Raw genomic sequence first — 17360 nt, 5'->3', positions numbered from 1 at the left:
ATTATTCAGTCTCGTTATTTAATTTAAAAATATTAAAAGCGTTTTCGCGGGTCGCATTAATGACACTTTCAACTTGTTTAGGAATATTTTTTAACTCAGCAATTTTTTTAACTGTAAAAATAATATTTTCTGGATTGTTAACTGTTAAACCCTTTTTAGGATTTCTTCCTCTTTTTGGTTCTGGTGTTAAATATGGTGCATCAGTTTCAACTAAAATTCTATTCATAGGAATAGTTTTAACTACTGCTTGTAAATTAACAGCATTTTTATAAGTCACATTACCAGCAAATGAAATATAAAATCCTTGTTTGATAAATTTATCAGCTATTTCTTTTGTTCCTGTAAAACAATGCAATATACCACGAGTAATATTTTGATTTTTAATAATTTGAAATGCATCTTCAAAAGCATCACGAATATGTAACAATACTGGTAACTGATGTTCTTTAGCTAATTTTAATTGTTCAATAAATCATTTTTTTTGTTTTTCAGGAGTAGTAAATTTATGAAAATAATCTAGTCCAATTTCGCCAATAGCAATTACTTTGCCAGTTTGAATCAATTTTTTCAATTCTAACATTACATTAGTTTTTTCATCGTTTTCAAATTCAACAACTTCTGTTGGGTGAATTCCAACAGCTGCATAAAGTCGAGGTATTTTTTCATCGTTTTCAAATTCACTAACTTGACTAACTGCATCTTGACTAGTTTTTAAAGTAAAGCCAACATTTAAAATACTACCTACGCCCGTCAAATAAGCATCTTTTAATAATTTTGAAACCTCATCTTCAACATAATGTTCTGACATTAAATGACAGTGAGTATCAAAAATCCCATTATTCGCCATATTTTTACCTTCCTTATTTCTATTTTCCCAAACAAAATCTTTTAAAAATTTCATCTAATAAATTAGTTTCAAATTTTTTACCTTGCATTTGCAAAATTGTATTTCATGCCTTTTGCAAATGGACAATGATTAAATCAATTGAAATATAAGATTTTAAATCTTCTAAAGCATTTTTAATGCTAATTTCAATTTCATCTAAATACGCTAATTGTCTAGTATTGGCAAGGATTAATTCTTTACTAAAATTAATTTCGGTAGTTATAATTTTATTTTTTATATCTGAAATTAAATTAGTAATTTCTTTATTAATTGCACTAATTTTAACTACATTAAATTTATTTTTAACGTCTAGTTTTAATTTTAACCCTAAATCTATTTTATTAATAGCAATAAGATAATTTTTATTTTTAACTAATGATAATAATTTTTTATCTTGAATAGTTAGAGGTTTTGAACCATCCAATACTAGTATTATTAAATCAGCATTATTTAAGGCATCATGTGATTTGTTAATTCCTGCTTTTTCAATATCATTTAATGTATCGCGAATTCCTGCTGTGTCAATTAAATTTAAAGTAATATCACCTAAATTAATTTTACCTTCAACTAAATCACGAGTTGTTCCTGCCTGATTAGAAACAATAGCTTTATCTTCGTTTAATAAAGCGTTTAATAATGAAGATTTACCAACATTTGGTTTTCCAATAATAACAGTATTAATACCTTCTTTAATAATTTTTGCAATTTTACTATGTTCTTTAATAACTTCAATTTTATTCAAAAATTTTTCAACTAAAGGCATAACATTTTCAATTGTTGTCTGTTCTATTCCATCGTATTCAGGATAATCAATATTAACAGTAATATTAGCAATTAATGTTAATAGTTCAGCAGACAACTCATTAATTAATATTTTTGTTTTACCACTTAAACTATTGATAGCAACTTTTAAAGTACTATCATTTTCTGCCATAATTAAATCATTAATAGCCTCTGATTCAATCAAATCAATTTTGTCATTTAGGTATGCGCGTCTCGTAAATTCGCCTCTAGTGGCCATTCTCATACCTGTAGTTAGCAATAATTGTAGTATTTTTTGGGTAATTAAAACGCCACCATGACAATTAATTTCAATTGTCTCTTCACCAGTAAATGACTTAGGTGCACGATAACATGCAAGAACAACTTGATCAATTTTATTACCATCATAGTCAACAATATATCCAGTTTTTAAAGTATGTCCTTTTTGTTTTAAAATATCTTTATCAAAAACTTTATTTAAAAATTCATAAGTATCATTACCAGAAATTCTGATAATACTTATAGCTTGATTTAATTGGGCAGTCGCTATTGTGACAATTGTTTCATTTAACATTTTTTTCCTCTTATGTTAAACAACCTAAAGATTTAAACCCTAGGGTTGTTCTAAATTTTCTGATTTGATTACCACATGACGTTCTTGACCAGCACCTAATGAATAACTTACAATTCCATCAATTTTTTTTACTAATTCATGAATTATTTTACGTTGATTATTGGACATCGCTTCAAAATGATAAGGGGCTTGAATATTGGCCGTATAAGTTTATCGTATAGAATTATATAACTTAAACAATATTAACTTACAAATCCTATATTTTTTTACTTTAATTATATCATATATCATTTTAAATACCATAAATATAAACTAGTATTTTATAAATAAATAACAAAAAAATCCTAATCTTAATAATTAGTTTTTACAAATATTAAATTTTAAAAAATTAAATTCTCTTATTTAAATAATTTGCTTTTGCAATTAACATATTATTTAAAGTTTGATAATTATATATTTTTGCACCATTAGTACAAGATTTTAAAAAATGATAAACATCACTTTCAGCACTACAACCAATATTTCAATCTTTATTTTGATTTACAATACCTTGATTATTATTTTTAAAATAATTAAATGTTTTTTTATCAACATTATTTTCTAAAATATTAATAAATTGATTATAATTACCATTAGCAAAATTAATTGATGTATCTATATATTTATTTCAATCAGTAGATTCTTTTTTCTTTCCCCTTTTACCAACAAATGATTTTCAAAGATAACTAAAAGCATGAAATTTATCTAATATATAATAACCACCTAATAATTTAGCCATTGCTCTTATTGATAATGCACCATCACCTGCAATTATTAAATTAGGATTTTGTCAATTTAAATCTTTTAAACTATTTATTTTAATATCATAATGTTAGTATATTGAATAGAAAATCATGTTTCATATTCACCAATTTCTAATAATATACCTTTATCTGTTTCTTTAATTTTACTTTTTAATTCTAAATTAATAGTTGTCATATATTCCTTTCTAACCTTTCTATTATGTATAAGCCTTATCACTGTAAGTGATAAGGCTTATACTAAATATTTACTATCTACTACGTATAGGCCTTATTGCTACTTACAGTAGCAATAAGCCTCGGAGGGTAGGGGGTTCTAGGGGGAAGGGAACCAAAAAAAAATATAAAGTTATAAAAGACCAACACAAAAATTACTATTAGTTATATCTGCACTATAGCCTTTAATAATTTTTATTAAGTTATGTAATAATTAATTACTTTAATAAAGTACAGATTTATCAAAATAATTAATTATAATTGTTTAACAATTATAAATGAGAGTATTATCTCTCATTTATAATTTTATTAAATCTATACCTATTTTGGATACGCCCGAATTAACTGCTGAAGTTCGTAGTTTAGTAAGTGATAAAGATGGTAACATTTTTGTTGGTGCAAGAACTGGTGATGGTTCTGGTACAGTTTATGTTGGAAGTAATAATAACAATAATTTTAATTTAATATCAGGTACTATTGGTTCAGTTTATAATTTATCAACTGATGAACTAGGAAATGTTTATGCTGGAACAAGAACTGGAGCAGGAATTGGTGCACTTTATAAAAGCAGTGGTGTTTCTGATTTTTCTGTTATTTCAGGTACTACTGGTGTAGTTTATGGTGTTGATGAAGTAAATGGAGCATTTTATGCAGGTACAACGCTTCCAGGAGGAAATACAGGAAAACTTTATCGAGGTTTATAAATAAAAAATTATAGATAGTTAGGAGAGATGGAAAATGAAAAAATTATTAAAGCTAGTTTCTATTATTAGTTTAGGTGCAACGCCATTTATGAGTGTTGTTGCTTGTGACAATAAAGATAACACTGAAGTAAAAATGAATGAACAAGTAGCAAAAAACTTAGACTTATTAGAATGGTTTACAAGCTGCTTTATTGAATCAAAATGCTGATAAAGTATATTGAAGTATTCCTGCAAATGACACAACAACGGTTATTAAAGCTAATAAATTATTAAAAACACCAGGTACTAATTCTGAAGCTAAAGATGATGCTTCATATGATTTTATTACCAAAACATTAAACATTCAACCATTAAATGGAACAAAAGATTTTGATGATAGTGTTTTAGCAGATATTGAAGGACAAATTACTAATATTAATCCAACGGTAAGAGGAGAATCTGGTGCTTATATTGTTGTAGGAGGGAATTTTTCTTTTCAATTTATGAAAAAATCTGATAGTACTGTTTTAGGTTCTAAATACCAATTTACCTTAAAACGTGATAATACTACTGATATTGTTACAAACACATTACAAGGTATTATACCTGCTTTATTAGTTACAGATACTGATGTAGTTACTAATGATAACATAAAATTCAAGATTAATGATGTAATTCCTGCTGGTGCTGTTAAAGGAGCAGTTATTATGGTTAATAGTGGTGTTGCTGCAACAACTGATACTGCTAAAGCATTTAATTCACTAAATAGTTTACTTGGTATTAATATTATTGTCCAGTTGGAAAGTAAAACTAATGCTGGCCCAAATTGAGCTACTAACGATACGTTAACAATAAGTTGCAAAACTGATGTTGTTGATTTTAGCACCATTCTTGTAACAAAAACTTGAACTCTTTAATAATGATTTTACAATCTTGTTAAGAATTTAATATAAACAAAAAGTCATGAATGTTTTTCTTCTAGAACTCATTCATGACTTTTACTTAATTATTGTAATTGTATAGTTTATAATCCACATTTAGATTGAATGCCACAATTGTTGCAAGTGTAACATCCAGCACTAAACACTAGTACACCTTCTTTACACATAGTACATAAGTCACCTAAACCTGTACCAATTTTACGGTCTTGACGGTCACTTCTAAATCCTGGTTTAATTGGACGAATTTCATCAATAGTATCAATAAATGTTTCAATAACTCCTAAATCGCTTAGATTCACTTGTTCTTGCATTTGATTATCATCATCAGATAAAGATAATACTTGACTATCTCTACTTCCATCAACATAAACCGTTCCGCCTTTAGCACCATCTTTGTATAATTTGTAGTAAATTTGTTTAACTTTTTTTACTGTATATCCTTTAGGAGCATTAACAGTTTTTGAAATTGAAGAGTCTACTCAACGTTGAATTATACATTGAACATCAGCGTGTGCTTCAGGTGTTAATTGCATGGCAGGGACAAAGATATCTGGTAATGGTTTTTCTTTAAATTCTGGATGATATTGTAATCATTCACTAACAATTTTAGCTTTTACTTCCATGAATTTACCAAGACGTCCTGAACGGAAATATGAGAAAGCAAAGTAAGGTTCTAACCCTGTTGATACTCCGACCATGGTTCCTGTTGAACCAGTTGGAGCAACAGTTATTAAATGAGAATTTCTAATGCCATATTTAAGAACATCTTGTCTAATGTCTTCTGGCATTGTTTTCATAAATCCAGTATTGATAAATGCTTCACGTGATTTTAAGAATGGGAAACTACCTTTTTCTTTAGCAATATTAATTGACGCGCGATAAGCAGTTGTCGTAATAGTTTCAAAAATTTCATCAACAACTTTATTTGCTTCTTTTGAACCATATTTTAAATTACCTCAAATTAATAAGTCATGTAAACCCATTACTCCTAATCCAACTCTTCGTTCACCAAGGGCTTGTTTTTTGTTAGTTTCTAAGAAATAAGGAGTCGCATCAATAACATTATCTTGTAAACGAACACAAGTCTCTACACATTTTGTTAATTTATCATAAAGAATGGTACTAGTTTTTTTATCAACAAAATTAGCTAAATTAATTGCAGATAAGTTACATACTGAATAAGGAGATAGCGGTTGCTCTCCACAAGGATTAGTTGCAACTACGCGCATTCCATATGCTTGGGCATTAGTCATTTCATTAGCTCTATCAATGAAGAAAATACCTGGTTCAGCTGAGTAGGTAGCACAGAAATTAAATAAATCTCATAAATCAGTAGCGTTAATAGTGTAGTAATTTTTAATTGGATATCCCATTTTTTCTCAATCATGGACATCACCAATTTTATTTCAATGTTCATCATAACCTTGTTTTTGGGTAGTTGTATAGTTATCTAAGTCAGGGAAACGTAGGTTTCACTTACCATTATTTGTTACAGCGTTCATAAATTCATCAGAAATGGTTACAGAGATGTTTGTACCAGTTAAAAAATCACTACGAACTACTTGTCAAGTTCCACCAACTGCTAGTTTATGTTTAGCATTTTCAATAATTTCTTCTGTAAATAATTGTTCGTTACTTACAATAGATTCAAATGTGCGACGATCTTGTTCGGAAAGTGTTTCAAACTTTAACTTTTTATTCGCTTCATCACGTATGATACTACACTTAGAATTTTCTTTTAGTCATAATAATATTTTGGCATTTTGCATTTTTGAAATAATAAATTCAATAATATCAGGGTGTCAATCAGCAAGCATAATCATTTGCGCTCCACGTCGTGAACCACCTTGTTCAACTAAATGTGTTAATGTTGATAAATCATTAAGTCATGAAACTGCTCCCGAAGATTTACTACCAACCGTTTTCGCAACAGTACCTTTGGGTCTTAGCGTTGAACCATTAGAACCAACACCACCACCGTGTGACATGATTTCCATTACTTCTTGGCGGTGAGCAGCAATACCGCTTCGAGAGTCACGAATGAAAGGCATTACGAAGCAATTAAAGAAAGTAACATCAGAGTCACTACCAGCGCCATATAATACACGTCCTGCTGGAACAATGTTTAATGATTTCAGTTCTTCATAAAATAGGTTTAAATATGATTTTTGCTTTTTAGGTGATTCTTTGACAGCCAACGCTTTGCTTACACGATAAGCAATTTGTTCATAAAATAATTCCAATGGTTTTTCTAACTCATATTTTTGTTTATGAATAATACCTGCTTTTCCTGATGTTTTAATTAATTCTGGGTCAATTGAACCGAGATATTCATCTTCAATTTTGATAGAATAGTTTTGATTTTCTAATTCTTCAACAATAAAACCAATGCCTCTTGTTGGAAAAATTGCATCTTCACGAATGATTGTTATTACCAAATCACCAGGTTTTAATGTAATTAAATTTTTATCTTTTTGGGCATAGCGGTCAAGCATGACCATTCTTGAAACTCCATCATGAGTAATATTATAGTTTTTTTCAATAGTTTTTAAATGCGTAAAATGTTTACTAATATCATTATTTAAGTTATCTTTTAAAGTTTGATTGTACATAATTTTCACCTATCCCTTTTTAAAGTATTTTTATTATAACAATTAGAAAACTGAAAATATGAAATTAGCATTGTCAATTGTTGCGTTAAACTCTTATTTTTGAAAAATAAGTTGCTTTAAAATATTATCATAGATTTAATTAGGATTTGAAATAATTATTTTAAAAAAATATTATTTTGTTATTAGTTTTTTAGTTATTAAATCAATAATTGATATTTTATATCTATTACTAAATTTCAGTCTTTAAGTTATGACAAAAGAATTTCTTGTTACTATGTTTATTTCAAAATTAAGGAAACATAATATCCAAACAATGTTATAATTTAAAATCATAAACAGTATTTTACGGAGGTAACAAATTATGAAAATTGTATTATCAGGAGTTGTTGGTGTTGGAAAAAGCACTGTTAGTAATCAATTATCCAAACAATTAAAATTTAAAATTATGGATGAACCTGTAGCAAATAATCCTTATTTAGATGATTTTTATCAAAGTCCTTTAGAGTATGCATTTAAGATGCAAATTTTTATGTTGATGGCGCGTAGTAAACAATTAAAGGATTCACAAAAATTAGAAAATGTTATTTTTGATCGTAGTATTTTAGAAGACCCTATTTTTGTAGAAGTATTAAAAACACAAGATAATATGAGTGAACGTGATTATCAAGTATATTTGGATTTTTATAACAATGTCATTACTTCTTCGCTTTATTTTGACCCACAAGTTAAACCTGATTTAATAATTTATCTAAGAGTAAATGTTGATAAAGCTATTGAACGAATTAAACTTCGTGGTAGAGAGTCAGAAAAAAATGTTCCAAGAGAATATTGAAAGTTATTAAATGATAAATATGAACAATGATATGAAAGGGAGAAAAAACAATTTAATTTTTTAGTTATTGACACTAATGAGATTACTCCTGGTGAAATAATTAAAAAAATTACTGATTATTTAACTAAAAAATAAATTGTTTTTAAAAGGAATCTTTTTAGTAAACCTGAATTATATAAGATTTGATGTTTTGTAAACCATAAAATTGTTTGTCTTTTATATTTTGAAAATTTTAATCAAGATTAAATTTAATATCTATTTTCGAATAATTCCATGAATAGATATTAAATTCTTATAGATTGTACGAAGTCTATTCAAAAATTCCTTTACTTTCAAGGTAATTAAGTTATAATATTCTATGAGTTAAATATTTAAAAAGCAAAACTTAATAATATATTTACTCCTTGCTCATTATGAGCCATATGTCCAAAAGGAGGTCTTCAAATAGTGGAAGATTTAAACAAAAAACATAATTATGAAATTATGTACATCGTTGATGATCAAAATCAAGAGAAAGCACAATTAATTAAAAAAGAATTAATTGCTATTCTAGTTGAAAACGGTGGAGAAATTAAAAAAGAAGAAGATGCAATTCGTACATTTGCTTATGACATTAACAAAAAAGTTAAAGGTCACTACTTTATCATTGAAGTATCTACTTCACCAAAAAATATTGCCAATTTTAATCGTGTAGTTTTAATTAAACAAAAACAATTAGAAGTTATTCGCTTCTTAGTTATTAACCTTGATAGTGAAAAAATTAATAAATTTAAAGTAAAACGTCAAGTAGAACCTAGCAATTATGTAAGAACAGCAAGACCTGGAAATCGTGAACGTACACCATACAATCGCGAAGGAGACACAGAAAGAAAACCAAGACCAATTGCTGGTACTGAATCTGCTAGTCACCATCGCCCACGTAGTAACTATGTTCCTAAAACAAATAATGCACCAAGCACTATTAAAAAAGACTAAAAAATTGGAAAAGTGAGGTATAAATTATGAATAATGTTTCGTTAACTGGTAGAATTGCTCGTGATTTAATTCTACGTAAATCTTCAACAGGAAAATCTTTTACTTTTTTCACTGTTGCAGTTAGTACTATTCAAAATCAAACTGATTTTATTCCGTGTGTAGCTTGAAATAAAGTTGCTGAAAATATGTCTAATTATCTTGTTAAAGGTTCTTTAATTTCAGTTTCAGGTAGATTGTCAACAAGAAAATCAACATATGAAGGAAAAGAACAGTATATTACTGAAGTAGTTGCTCAAACTGTTTCCTTCTTAGATAATCGTAAAAAGGAAACAGCAGCAATTAACGCTAATTACTCAAAACCGCAAAGTGAACCAAAAATTCATTTAGATGAAGCATTTAAAGCCCCTAATTATAGTACTGATATTAAATTCACTAATGAAAACTCACTTAACCATAATACTTCTAATGATTCATCATTTGATGATGAGGAAGCAATTATCTGAGATTAAATACAAAGGAGGAAATAATATGAATAATGGGAAACCAAGAAGTTTTTCAAGAAGAAAATTTTGCTTTATTACTAAAAATCAAATCGCTTATATTGACTATAAAGATATTGAATTATTAACTAAATTTATGGGTAATAATAATAAAATCTTACCAGCAAGAACTACAGGAACTAATCCTAAATATCAACGTCAATTAGCTATTGCTATTAAACGTGCTCAAATCATGGGTCTATTACCATACTCAAGATAAGAAAATATATTAAAAGAACTCACAATTTCTATTAATTTTGTGAGTTCTTTTATAATTAATTTTTATTTAGGAATGCTGTGACCTTGAAATAATGACTCCAGAGAGGAATATTGAATGATCTCGTATGCATTTTTTCAAACTTGTTGTATATTCAAGACATTGTTGAATATGCATATGGGGATAAATACTTCCAATAATTTGTTTTTCATTTCCATTAAATTACCTACTAGTTTATCAAGATTTAGCGCCCTTTTTTGCAAAAAGTCTATTGTAAAACTTTAAAAATTTGTTATCTTTAATTATAAAATATAAGTTGTTTATTCTTTGTTTTGTTTTTAAAGTAAATATATTTTTTTATATTTATAAGGGAGTACTAAAATATGAAAAGTATAAAAAAATTACAATTAATAACCATAATATTACTTATTATAACTATTTTAATTATGATTATAGGATTAGTCCTTATAGGCTTTTGTGATTTTCATAATTGTATTATCAAAGTTTCTAAATTTAAGGTAGAAATTACAGAAGAAAATGGATTTAAATTATTAAATACTACCAGTATAAATTATGTATTAAGCCATTCAGCATGTTCTGTTAGTAAAAATATTGGAACTTATTCTCATTGAATTCAATTACAAAGTGGAGTTATTTTTTGTACAATTTTGACACCAATTTTCACCTTTATAACTACTGCTTTAACTTTTTTAACTATTGGCTTTAAAATGAAATTTAAAAATAATAATTTTTGAGATGCAATTAAAAATTGTGAAATAATCAACAATTACTACCTTCACTAAATTCTTTAATTTTACAATTTATGTAACAATAATGAAGTTACCTAATTGAATAAGAAATGTTCCACTTTTTTGATATCTTATAAATATTAAAAGTAATTGTAATTATCATGAAATAAACAGACCTAATCCTTATTTTTAATGTTAATGTTATAGTATAATTAAAGTAATCTTGTTAAGGAAGTGGCCAAGTGTTCAAATCATTACGAAATTATCATTTAATAATGATTGTTTGATTAGTAGTTGAAATCTTAATCGGTTTAACTTATTTTATTGTTAATATTGAAACATCGCGACAAGCAGTTACTATTGCTGTAATTTTAAGTTTGGTTTTGGGAAACTTCGTTATTGTTTGTCTTTATATTTTCCTTTTTAGTCTATGAATTCGCCATCGTTATATTAATACTGCTGAAATTATTAAATTAAATAATGCCCAAGCATTAACGTTTGGTAGTGTCGGAATGATTGTTCTAGATAGTGATTTATCAATTATGTGAGTAAGTGAATTTTTAGAAGATAAAGGGCTAGGCCGTTTAATTGGAAAATCAATTGTTAAATTATCACGCGATTTAGAACAACTTATTAGCAATAATATTACCCAAATTACGCTCAAAATTGAAGATATGCTTTATGATGCTATTTATTTAGTTCAAACGCGTACTATTTTGTTGCAAGAAACTACTAAATATCATTTTTTATATAATAAATTACAACAAGAAAAATTAGTGTTTGGTGTGATTAATGTTGATAATTTTTATAATTCTTTGCAAAAATTAAGAGTTGAAAATCAAATTCGTGTTGAAGCTTTCATTAAAACTGAACTAAATGATTTTGCTAATAACTATTCAGGTTTATTATTAGGAAACATTGAAGATGGATATAATATTTTACTTTATCAAAATGAGTTTAACAAAGCCCGCAATGATAATTTTCCTTTAATTAAAAATATTCGTGAAGGTGTGAAAAAATTTAAAGCTGATATTACCTTATCAGCAGGATTTTCTTATGGTAATGCTATTAGTAAAGATTTATATGATTTAGCTATTGAAAGTAAAGAACTTGCTGTTTATCGTGGTGGTGATCAAGTTGTAATTCGTGAATTTGGTGGTAATACTGTTTTTATTGGTGGCACAATTGAAGCAAAACAATCAGAATCTAAAATTAATATTAGAATGTTTGCACAATCGTTGTATAATGAAATAAAGTTAGCAGAAAATGTACTTGTAATGGGTCACCGCGCTGCTGATTTTGATTGTATTTCTTCAGGAACTGCTATTGTTGAAATAGCAAAAACATTAAATAAAAGTGCACATTATATTATTAATCAAAATGAAGTTGATGAAAGAACTTTAAAAATTCTCCATGAACTTGTCCCTGAAAGTTATACTAATCGTAATTTTATTACCGGAAAGCAAGCTTTAAAATTCCTTCATGCTAATACTTTATTAATTGTTGTTGATACACACAATCCCCAACGAGTTGATAGTCCTGACCTTTTAAGTAAGGCTGTTAAAATTATTGTGATTGACCATCATCGTGTTTCTGATGAAGCAATTAGTAGTACTATTACTTCTTATATTGACGCTGGGACTTCTTCTACTGCTGAAGCTATGACAGAAATTATTTATTATAATGATTTTAGTAATATAGAATCCGAATTTTTATGAAATTTAATGTTTGCTGGAATTCTAATTGATACTAATAATTTTCAAGTTCGAACAACTCGTAGAACATTTGAAGCTTGCGGTTTATTAACTGATTGAGGAGCATCTTCTTCTAAAGTTAAGGGACTATTGAAGAATAGTTTAAATGAATTAATTGAAAAATTTGCATTAATTAGTAATGCTAAAGAAATTAAAAAAGGTTTTTTAGTAGTATTAGCTGAAGAGAACTTAGAAGTTCATACTTCATATTTAGCACAAATTTCAGAAATGCTATTAGATTTACGTGATTGTAAAGCATCTTTCACTATTGCTTATGACCGGAATGGTCGAGCTTGTTTATCGGCAAGAAGTAATGGTGAAATCAATGTGCAAATTATTTGCGAAAACCTTGGTGGAGGAGGTCACTTTAGTGCCTCTGCTGTTCAAAGTAGCAAATTAAGTATTAAAGAACTATATGATGAACTAGTTAAAATTATTGAAAGTGGTTCCTACAGTAGTGAAAGTGGTCTGACAGAACGATATTAAAAATATTAATGAAAGGTTGTGACAAAAGTGAAAGTGGTCCTTCTAAAAGATGTAAAAAATTATGGTAAAAGTGGTGAAGTTGTTAATGTAAGTGATGGTTATGGTAAAAATTATTTATTACCAAACAAACTAGCAGTAATAGCAACAAACGAAGCTTTAAAAATTAATCAAAAAGAAAAGAACAGAAATACGGAAATACGGAATGAACAATTAGCAAATTTTCAAAATATTAAAAAACAATTGGCAGACATTACTTTACAATTTAAATTAAAAACTAATAATGGTAAAGTATCAGGTGCAGTTTCTGCTAAACAAATCTGTGAATTATTAGCAAAAAAATATAATATAATTATTGATAAACATAAGTTTATTAAATTCAGAACTATTCATGAGATTGGAATAGCTAACATTACTATTAAGTTAGACATAACAATTACTGCTAATTTAAAGGTGGAAGTAACAGGAGAATAAATTATGAGTGATAATAATCAATATATAAACAATGCCGAAATCAATGTGTTAAGTGCTATGATTCAATCATCACCTGCTTGCGAGAGCGCATTAAATTCTTTAGCACCAAATGACTTTACTATTAGTGCCAATCAAACTATATTTAAAACTATTACTAATCTTTATCGTAATAATTCAGGAATTGACACAACAACGATTGCTGAAGAATTAGTTAAACAAAATAATTTAGATAAAATTGGTGGTATTCAATATCTGTCTTCATTAGTAGGTCAATATATTACTGATGCCAACTTAAAAGAACATATTAACATTTTAATTGAAAGAACAACAAAACGACAATTAGAAAGTGCTTTAAAGAATATTGGTAAAGAACTACAAGGCGAAAAATCTATTACTGATATTTTAGTTAATGCTGAAGCGCAAATTGTGCAAGTAAGTAATGAGCGTAATAATGAAGAGTTATTACCTATTAGCGCTCACATTGATGAAGTTGTGACAAAAATTGAACAATTACAAAAATCAACTGTTAATATTACAGGTACGAGTTCAGGTATTAACAATTTAGACATTGTTACAAGTGGTTTCCAGAAGGGTGACTTGATTATTTTAGCAGCAAGACCCTCAATGGGTAAAACTGCTTTAGCCCTTAATTTTGCCCTTAATGCTGCTAATGAACAAGAAAATGAAAATGACGCTGTTGTTATATTTTCTTTGGAAATGCCAAAAGACCAATTAATTACAAGAATGATATCTTGTCAAGGTCATTTTGATGCTAATCGTTTACGTAATAAAAGTAAATTTACATCAGCTGATTGAAATAGAATTAGCGCTACAGCTGAACAATTAAAACAAAAAAATATTATTATTGATGATACTCCTGGATTACGAGTTTTAGAATTACAAACTAAATTACGTAAACTAGCTCGTGAAAATAATATTAAATTAGTTATTATTGATTATCTGCAATTGTTAACTGGACGAGATAGTGAATCAAGGCAACAAGAAGTTTCAAACATTTCTCGTAGTTTAAAAATTCTAGCTCGTGAATTAAAAGTCCCTATTATTTGTTTATCACAACTTTCGAGATTAGTGGAACGAAGAGAAGAAAAACGTCCGTTAATGTCCGATTTACGTGAATCAGGAGCCATTGAACAAGATGCTGATATAATTATGTTTTTATATCGTGATGATTATTATAAAGAAAAAACTAGTGAAGAAAGCACTGTTCAAGAAAGTAATATTGCTGAAATTCTGATTTCTAAACACCGTAATGGTCCAACTGGAAAAGTAGTAACTATTTTTATTCCAAAATGGGGTAAATTTGAGAACTATACGGGTTAGATAATAATAAAAATTAGTAAATTTAACCTATGGATGACCAATTTTTATCTTAATAAACGATTTTAAAATAAAAACATACACATTAGGTGGAAATGGTGAAGAATTAGTAAAATATTTGCATTCTTGGTATAAGGAATGAATTAAAAAGCCTATGTGTGGAAAATGATTATCATTAAAAATATAATGATTAAGAATGGCAAACATAGATTATTTTTTAATTTTGTAGAAAAGCATGGTGAACTAATTTTTACCATCATACTACATGTATATAATTAAAACTTTATCATGTATAAATATTTTTGTTATAAATTAAAGGATTATTTTATTTAACTTTTTTTATCTAGGGTTACACGTTAAATCTTATTACAAGGCTAGCTTTTTAATTATTTTTTTGTTACAATGAATATAATAAAAAATATTTGTTATTAGATTTAAAGAGGTGAATACATGGAAACAATAAAGTTTATAGACTTATTTGTTGGACTTGGTGGTTTCCATTTAGCATTACAAGATTGAAAATCAGAATTAGTTTTAGCTTGTGATATAGATAGATGATTATTGTAAACAAGTATATAATGATAATTTTAATCCTTCAATTTTTATTAGTGACATTAAAGAAATTAATGAAAGTGATATTCCTGACTTTGATTTATTATGCGCTGGATTTCCATGTCAACCTTTTTCAAAAAGGATTTAACGATAATAGAGGAACTTTATTTTTTGAAGTGCTTAGAATCTTAAAAAAAGCGCCCAAAGTTTATTTTACTGGAAAATGTTAGTAATTTGGTAACTCATGATAATGGTAATACTTTTAAAGTAATTACAGATGAGTTAAAATTACTAGGTTATATAATTCCTCATAAACCTTTAGTTATTGATTCTTTAAATTTAGGGATACCAATGTATAGAAAAAGAATATATATACCTGCAATTAGAAGCGAATTTATTAATAGTAATAGTCAAGAAATGACTAACTATATTACTAAATTAATTGATAATTCAAAGTTAAATATTAATATTTGAGATGTTATTAGCGAAAATAAAGTTGAAAATAAATATTATTTGCAAAATTACCAATTAAAAATAATAAATATGTGAGATGAATTTTATAAAAAAATTGATATTAAAATAATTGGATTTCCAATTTGAGCTGATGTTTTTTTAAAGAGAACATTAATACATTCCCTATTTGAAAACAAAAAATAATTATTAAAAATTTAGACTTGTATCATAGAAATAAAGTAAATATTGATAGGTGATTAAAAAAATTTGAATGACAGGCTGGAGAAAACATTAATAATGTTTGATAAGGTATTATTCAATTTAGACCATCAGGTGTGCGGGTAAAAAAATCAGATGTTTTATCTACATTAGTGGCTATGAATCATCCTCAAATAATTGGTAAGTATAACGATAATATTTCTAGAAAACAGTTAGGCAATACCATAACTGTCACTGTTGCAAAGAAGATGAAGATTTAGTATACCTTTCTAATGCAGCCATTGACAAATTCCAATGCCATTCATTTTGCCCATAGATTTCAACAAAATCAGGGAAGTACATTAAAGTAAAGTCATTAAACCCTACAGGATAATGAGCTATGATTTTATCAATGATGCCAAACTCCTTATTTTTATAATTATTACTATAAACATATAATACCAAATATGATACAAATTATATGTCATATTTGGTAAATAATGTTGAATATTAAGGAGTTAATTTATAAAGGATTTAATCTTTCTCGAAACGGTTTAAAAGTTACTTCATAATCATGGAGTTTGGTTAAGTCTTGTAAACTTTGTGTACATTTATTATCTGTTTTTAAACTAGCCACTTTGAATTCATCTTTTTTGATTAAATGTTCAAGGTTAGAAATACTTTCTTTTTTTCGTTAATACCAACTTCTAATTGTTTATGTCAATTTTATTTGTTTTAAACATCACTTCTAATAATGCAAAAAATTTTACAATCAGCAACTTTACCATCTTTAATAAAATTACTGCGTGAAATACCTTCTAGTTGCATACCAACACTACTCATTGTTTTAGCAGAGCCTATGTTATCAACTACACAACTACCTTCAATTCTAATGGTATCAGTAACTTCAAATCCATATTTAATTACAGCAAGCAATGCTTCTTTGGCATAACCTTTACCTCACACCTTATGATTAAAAGCGTAACCAATTTCTAGACATTTAGTATGTTCATAGTAACGAATAAAACCACAAGTACCAATAATAGTATTAGTTTTATCTGATCTCAATTGAACTGCTCACATTAAAGCACTGCGTGCTTCATACTCTGATAGTAAGAACTCAATAAATTTAATACTATTAGCAATCGTTTTATGAGGTTGTCATGGAACAAACTTTGTCACAATTTCATCTCTAGCATAATTAAAAAGAGCAGGGGCATCATCTAAAGTAATAGGACGTAAAATTAAACGTTCACTTTCAATAGTAGAAATAATAGGTAATTGTTTACTGGCATTCATATTGTTATTCTCCTTTTAAAGGT

General features: G+C 27.3%; 21 protein-coding genes. 14 read left to right on the top strand and 7 right to left on the bottom strand.

Features of this window, described 5'->3' with window-relative positions:
• Position 1 precedes the first annotated feature (1 nt).
• From AAHM98_RS08375 to AAHM98_RS08355, 5 genes are all read right to left on the bottom strand, one after another.
• Entirely contained in the window at positions 2–847 is an 846-nt protein-coding gene (locus AAHM98_RS08375; RefSeq protein WP_342276373.1) for a TatD family hydrolase, read from the bottom strand.
• A gap of 19 nt (positions 848–866) precedes the next feature.
• Entirely contained in the window at positions 867–2222 is a 1356-nt protein-coding gene (gene mnmE, locus AAHM98_RS08370; RefSeq protein ID WP_342276372.1) for a tRNA uridine-5-carboxymethylaminomethyl(34) synthesis GTPase MnmE, read from the bottom strand.
• A gap of 39 nt (positions 2223–2261) precedes the next feature.
• Positions 2262–2417, bottom strand: a complete 156-nt coding sequence (locus AAHM98_RS08365) for a R3H domain-containing nucleic acid-binding protein (protein ID WP_342277266.1) — start codon at positions 2415–2417, stop codon at positions 2262–2264.
• Between the two features lie 193 nt (positions 2418–2610).
• A complete protein-coding gene (locus AAHM98_RS08360) occupies positions 2611–3000 on the bottom strand; it encodes a hypothetical protein (protein ID WP_342276371.1) in 390 nt (129 codons plus the stop codon).
• A 74-nt stretch (positions 3001–3074) separates the two neighbouring features.
• Entirely contained in the window at positions 3075–3200 is a 126-nt protein-coding gene (locus AAHM98_RS08355; RefSeq protein WP_342276370.1) for a hypothetical protein, read from the bottom strand.
• A 364-nt stretch (positions 3201–3564) separates the two neighbouring features.
• On the opposite strand from AAHM98_RS08355, the gene AAHM98_RS08350 reads away from it, so the two are divergent.
• From AAHM98_RS08350 to AAHM98_RS08340, 3 genes are read left to right on the top strand one after another with little or no spacing between them, the layout of a single operon-like run.
• On the top strand, positions 3565–3942 hold the full coding sequence (locus tag AAHM98_RS08350) for a hypothetical protein (RefSeq protein ID WP_342276369.1): 378 nt from the start codon (positions 3565–3567) through the stop codon (positions 3940–3942).
• A 34-nt stretch (positions 3943–3976) separates the two neighbouring features.
• Positions 3977–4153: a hypothetical protein gene (locus AAHM98_RS08345; RefSeq protein WP_342276368.1), complete on the top strand. Its 177-nt coding sequence runs from the start codon at positions 3977–3979 to the stop codon at positions 4151–4153.
• Positions 4134–4838, top strand: a complete 705-nt coding sequence (locus AAHM98_RS08340; protein WP_342276367.1) for a hypothetical protein — start codon at positions 4134–4136, stop codon at positions 4836–4838. The genes AAHM98_RS08345 and AAHM98_RS08340 overlap by 20 nt, the downstream gene beginning before the upstream one ends.
• Positions 4839–4945: 107 nt before the next feature.
• Here AAHM98_RS08340 and AAHM98_RS08335 read toward each other — a convergent pair whose 3' ends face one another.
• On the bottom strand, positions 4946–7474 hold the full coding sequence (locus AAHM98_RS08335) for a vitamin B12-dependent ribonucleotide reductase (RefSeq protein ID WP_342276366.1): 2529 nt from the start codon (positions 7472–7474) through the stop codon (positions 4946–4948).
• A gap of 361 nt (positions 7475–7835) precedes the next feature.
• Here AAHM98_RS08335 and AAHM98_RS08330 point away from each other — a divergent pair, with 361 nt between their 5' ends.
• The 11 genes from AAHM98_RS08330 to AAHM98_RS08280 all read left to right on the top strand — a co-directional run bounded on the left by AAHM98_RS08330 (position 7836) and on the right by AAHM98_RS08280 (position 16044).
• Positions 7836–8441 carry a deoxynucleoside kinase gene (locus AAHM98_RS08330; protein WP_342276365.1) on the top strand — a complete coding sequence of 202 codons (606 nt, stop codon included), beginning with the start codon at positions 7836–7838 and terminating at the stop codon, positions 8439–8441.
• A gap of 312 nt (positions 8442–8753) precedes the next feature.
• A complete protein-coding gene (gene rpsF, locus AAHM98_RS08325) occupies positions 8754–9281 on the top strand; it encodes a 30S ribosomal protein S6 (protein WP_342276364.1) in 528 nt (175 codons plus the stop codon).
• 26 nt (positions 9282–9307) lie between these two features.
• Complete coding sequence (locus AAHM98_RS08320; RefSeq protein WP_342276363.1) at positions 9308–9790, top strand: single-stranded DNA-binding protein; 483 nt, start codon at positions 9308–9310, stop codon at positions 9788–9790.
• A gap of 19 nt (positions 9791–9809) precedes the next feature.
• Positions 9810–10040, top strand: a complete 231-nt coding sequence (rpsR, locus tag AAHM98_RS08315) for a 30S ribosomal protein S18 (protein WP_342276362.1) — start codon at positions 9810–9812, stop codon at positions 10038–10040.
• Positions 10041–10420: 380 nt separating this feature from the next.
• The gene (locus AAHM98_RS08310) at positions 10421–10840 is read left to right on the top strand and encodes a hypothetical protein (RefSeq protein ID WP_342276361.1); all 420 of its coding nucleotides are present in this window, start codon (positions 10421–10423) and stop codon (positions 10838–10840) included.
• A 188-nt stretch (positions 10841–11028) separates the two neighbouring features.
• Positions 11029–13026, top strand: a complete 1998-nt coding sequence (locus AAHM98_RS08305) for a DHH family phosphoesterase (protein ID WP_342276360.1) — start codon at positions 11029–11031, stop codon at positions 13024–13026.
• An 18-nt stretch (positions 13027–13044) separates the two neighbouring features.
• Positions 13045–13497 carry a 50S ribosomal protein L9 gene (gene rplI / locus AAHM98_RS08300; RefSeq protein WP_342276359.1) on the top strand — a complete coding sequence of 151 codons (453 nt, stop codon included), beginning with the start codon at positions 13045–13047 and terminating at the stop codon, positions 13495–13497.
• Between the two features lie 3 nt (positions 13498–13500).
• On the top strand, positions 13501–14838 hold the full coding sequence (gene dnaB, locus AAHM98_RS08295; protein ID WP_342276358.1) for a replicative DNA helicase: 1338 nt from the start codon (positions 13501–13503) through the stop codon (positions 14836–14838).
• 447 nt (positions 14839–15285) lie between these two features.
• Positions 15286–15402, top strand: coding sequence for a DNA cytosine methyltransferase (locus AAHM98_RS08290; RefSeq protein WP_342276357.1), 117 nt, complete (start codon positions 15286–15288; stop codon positions 15400–15402).
• Positions 15386–15535 (top strand): DNA cytosine methyltransferase, encoded by a 150-nt coding sequence (locus AAHM98_RS08285; protein WP_342277265.1) that lies wholly within the window; start codon positions 15386–15388, stop codon positions 15533–15535. Before AAHM98_RS08290 ends, AAHM98_RS08285 begins: the two co-directional genes overlap by 17 nt.
• 86 nt (positions 15536–15621) lie before the next feature.
• Positions 15622–16044 (top strand): DNA cytosine methyltransferase, encoded by a 423-nt coding sequence (locus AAHM98_RS08280; RefSeq protein ID WP_342276356.1) that lies wholly within the window; start codon positions 15622–15624, stop codon positions 16042–16044.
• Between the two features lie 729 nt (positions 16045–16773).
• On the opposite strand, the gene AAHM98_RS08275 is transcribed toward AAHM98_RS08280, so the two are convergent.
• Positions 16774–17337 (bottom strand): GNAT family protein, encoded by a 564-nt coding sequence (locus AAHM98_RS08275; RefSeq protein WP_342276355.1) that lies wholly within the window; start codon positions 17335–17337, stop codon positions 16774–16776.
• Positions 17338–17360 lie beyond the last annotated feature (23 nt).

Origin of the sequence: Spiroplasma endosymbiont of Nebria brevicollis, from assembly GCF_964030895.1 — a bacterium.
GTDB lineage: Bacteria > Bacillota_I > Bacilli_A > Mycoplasmatales > VBWQ01 > Spiroplasma_E.
Note: the sequence above shows the minus strand (reverse complement) of the source record. Positions and strands in the feature narration are given on the sequence as shown.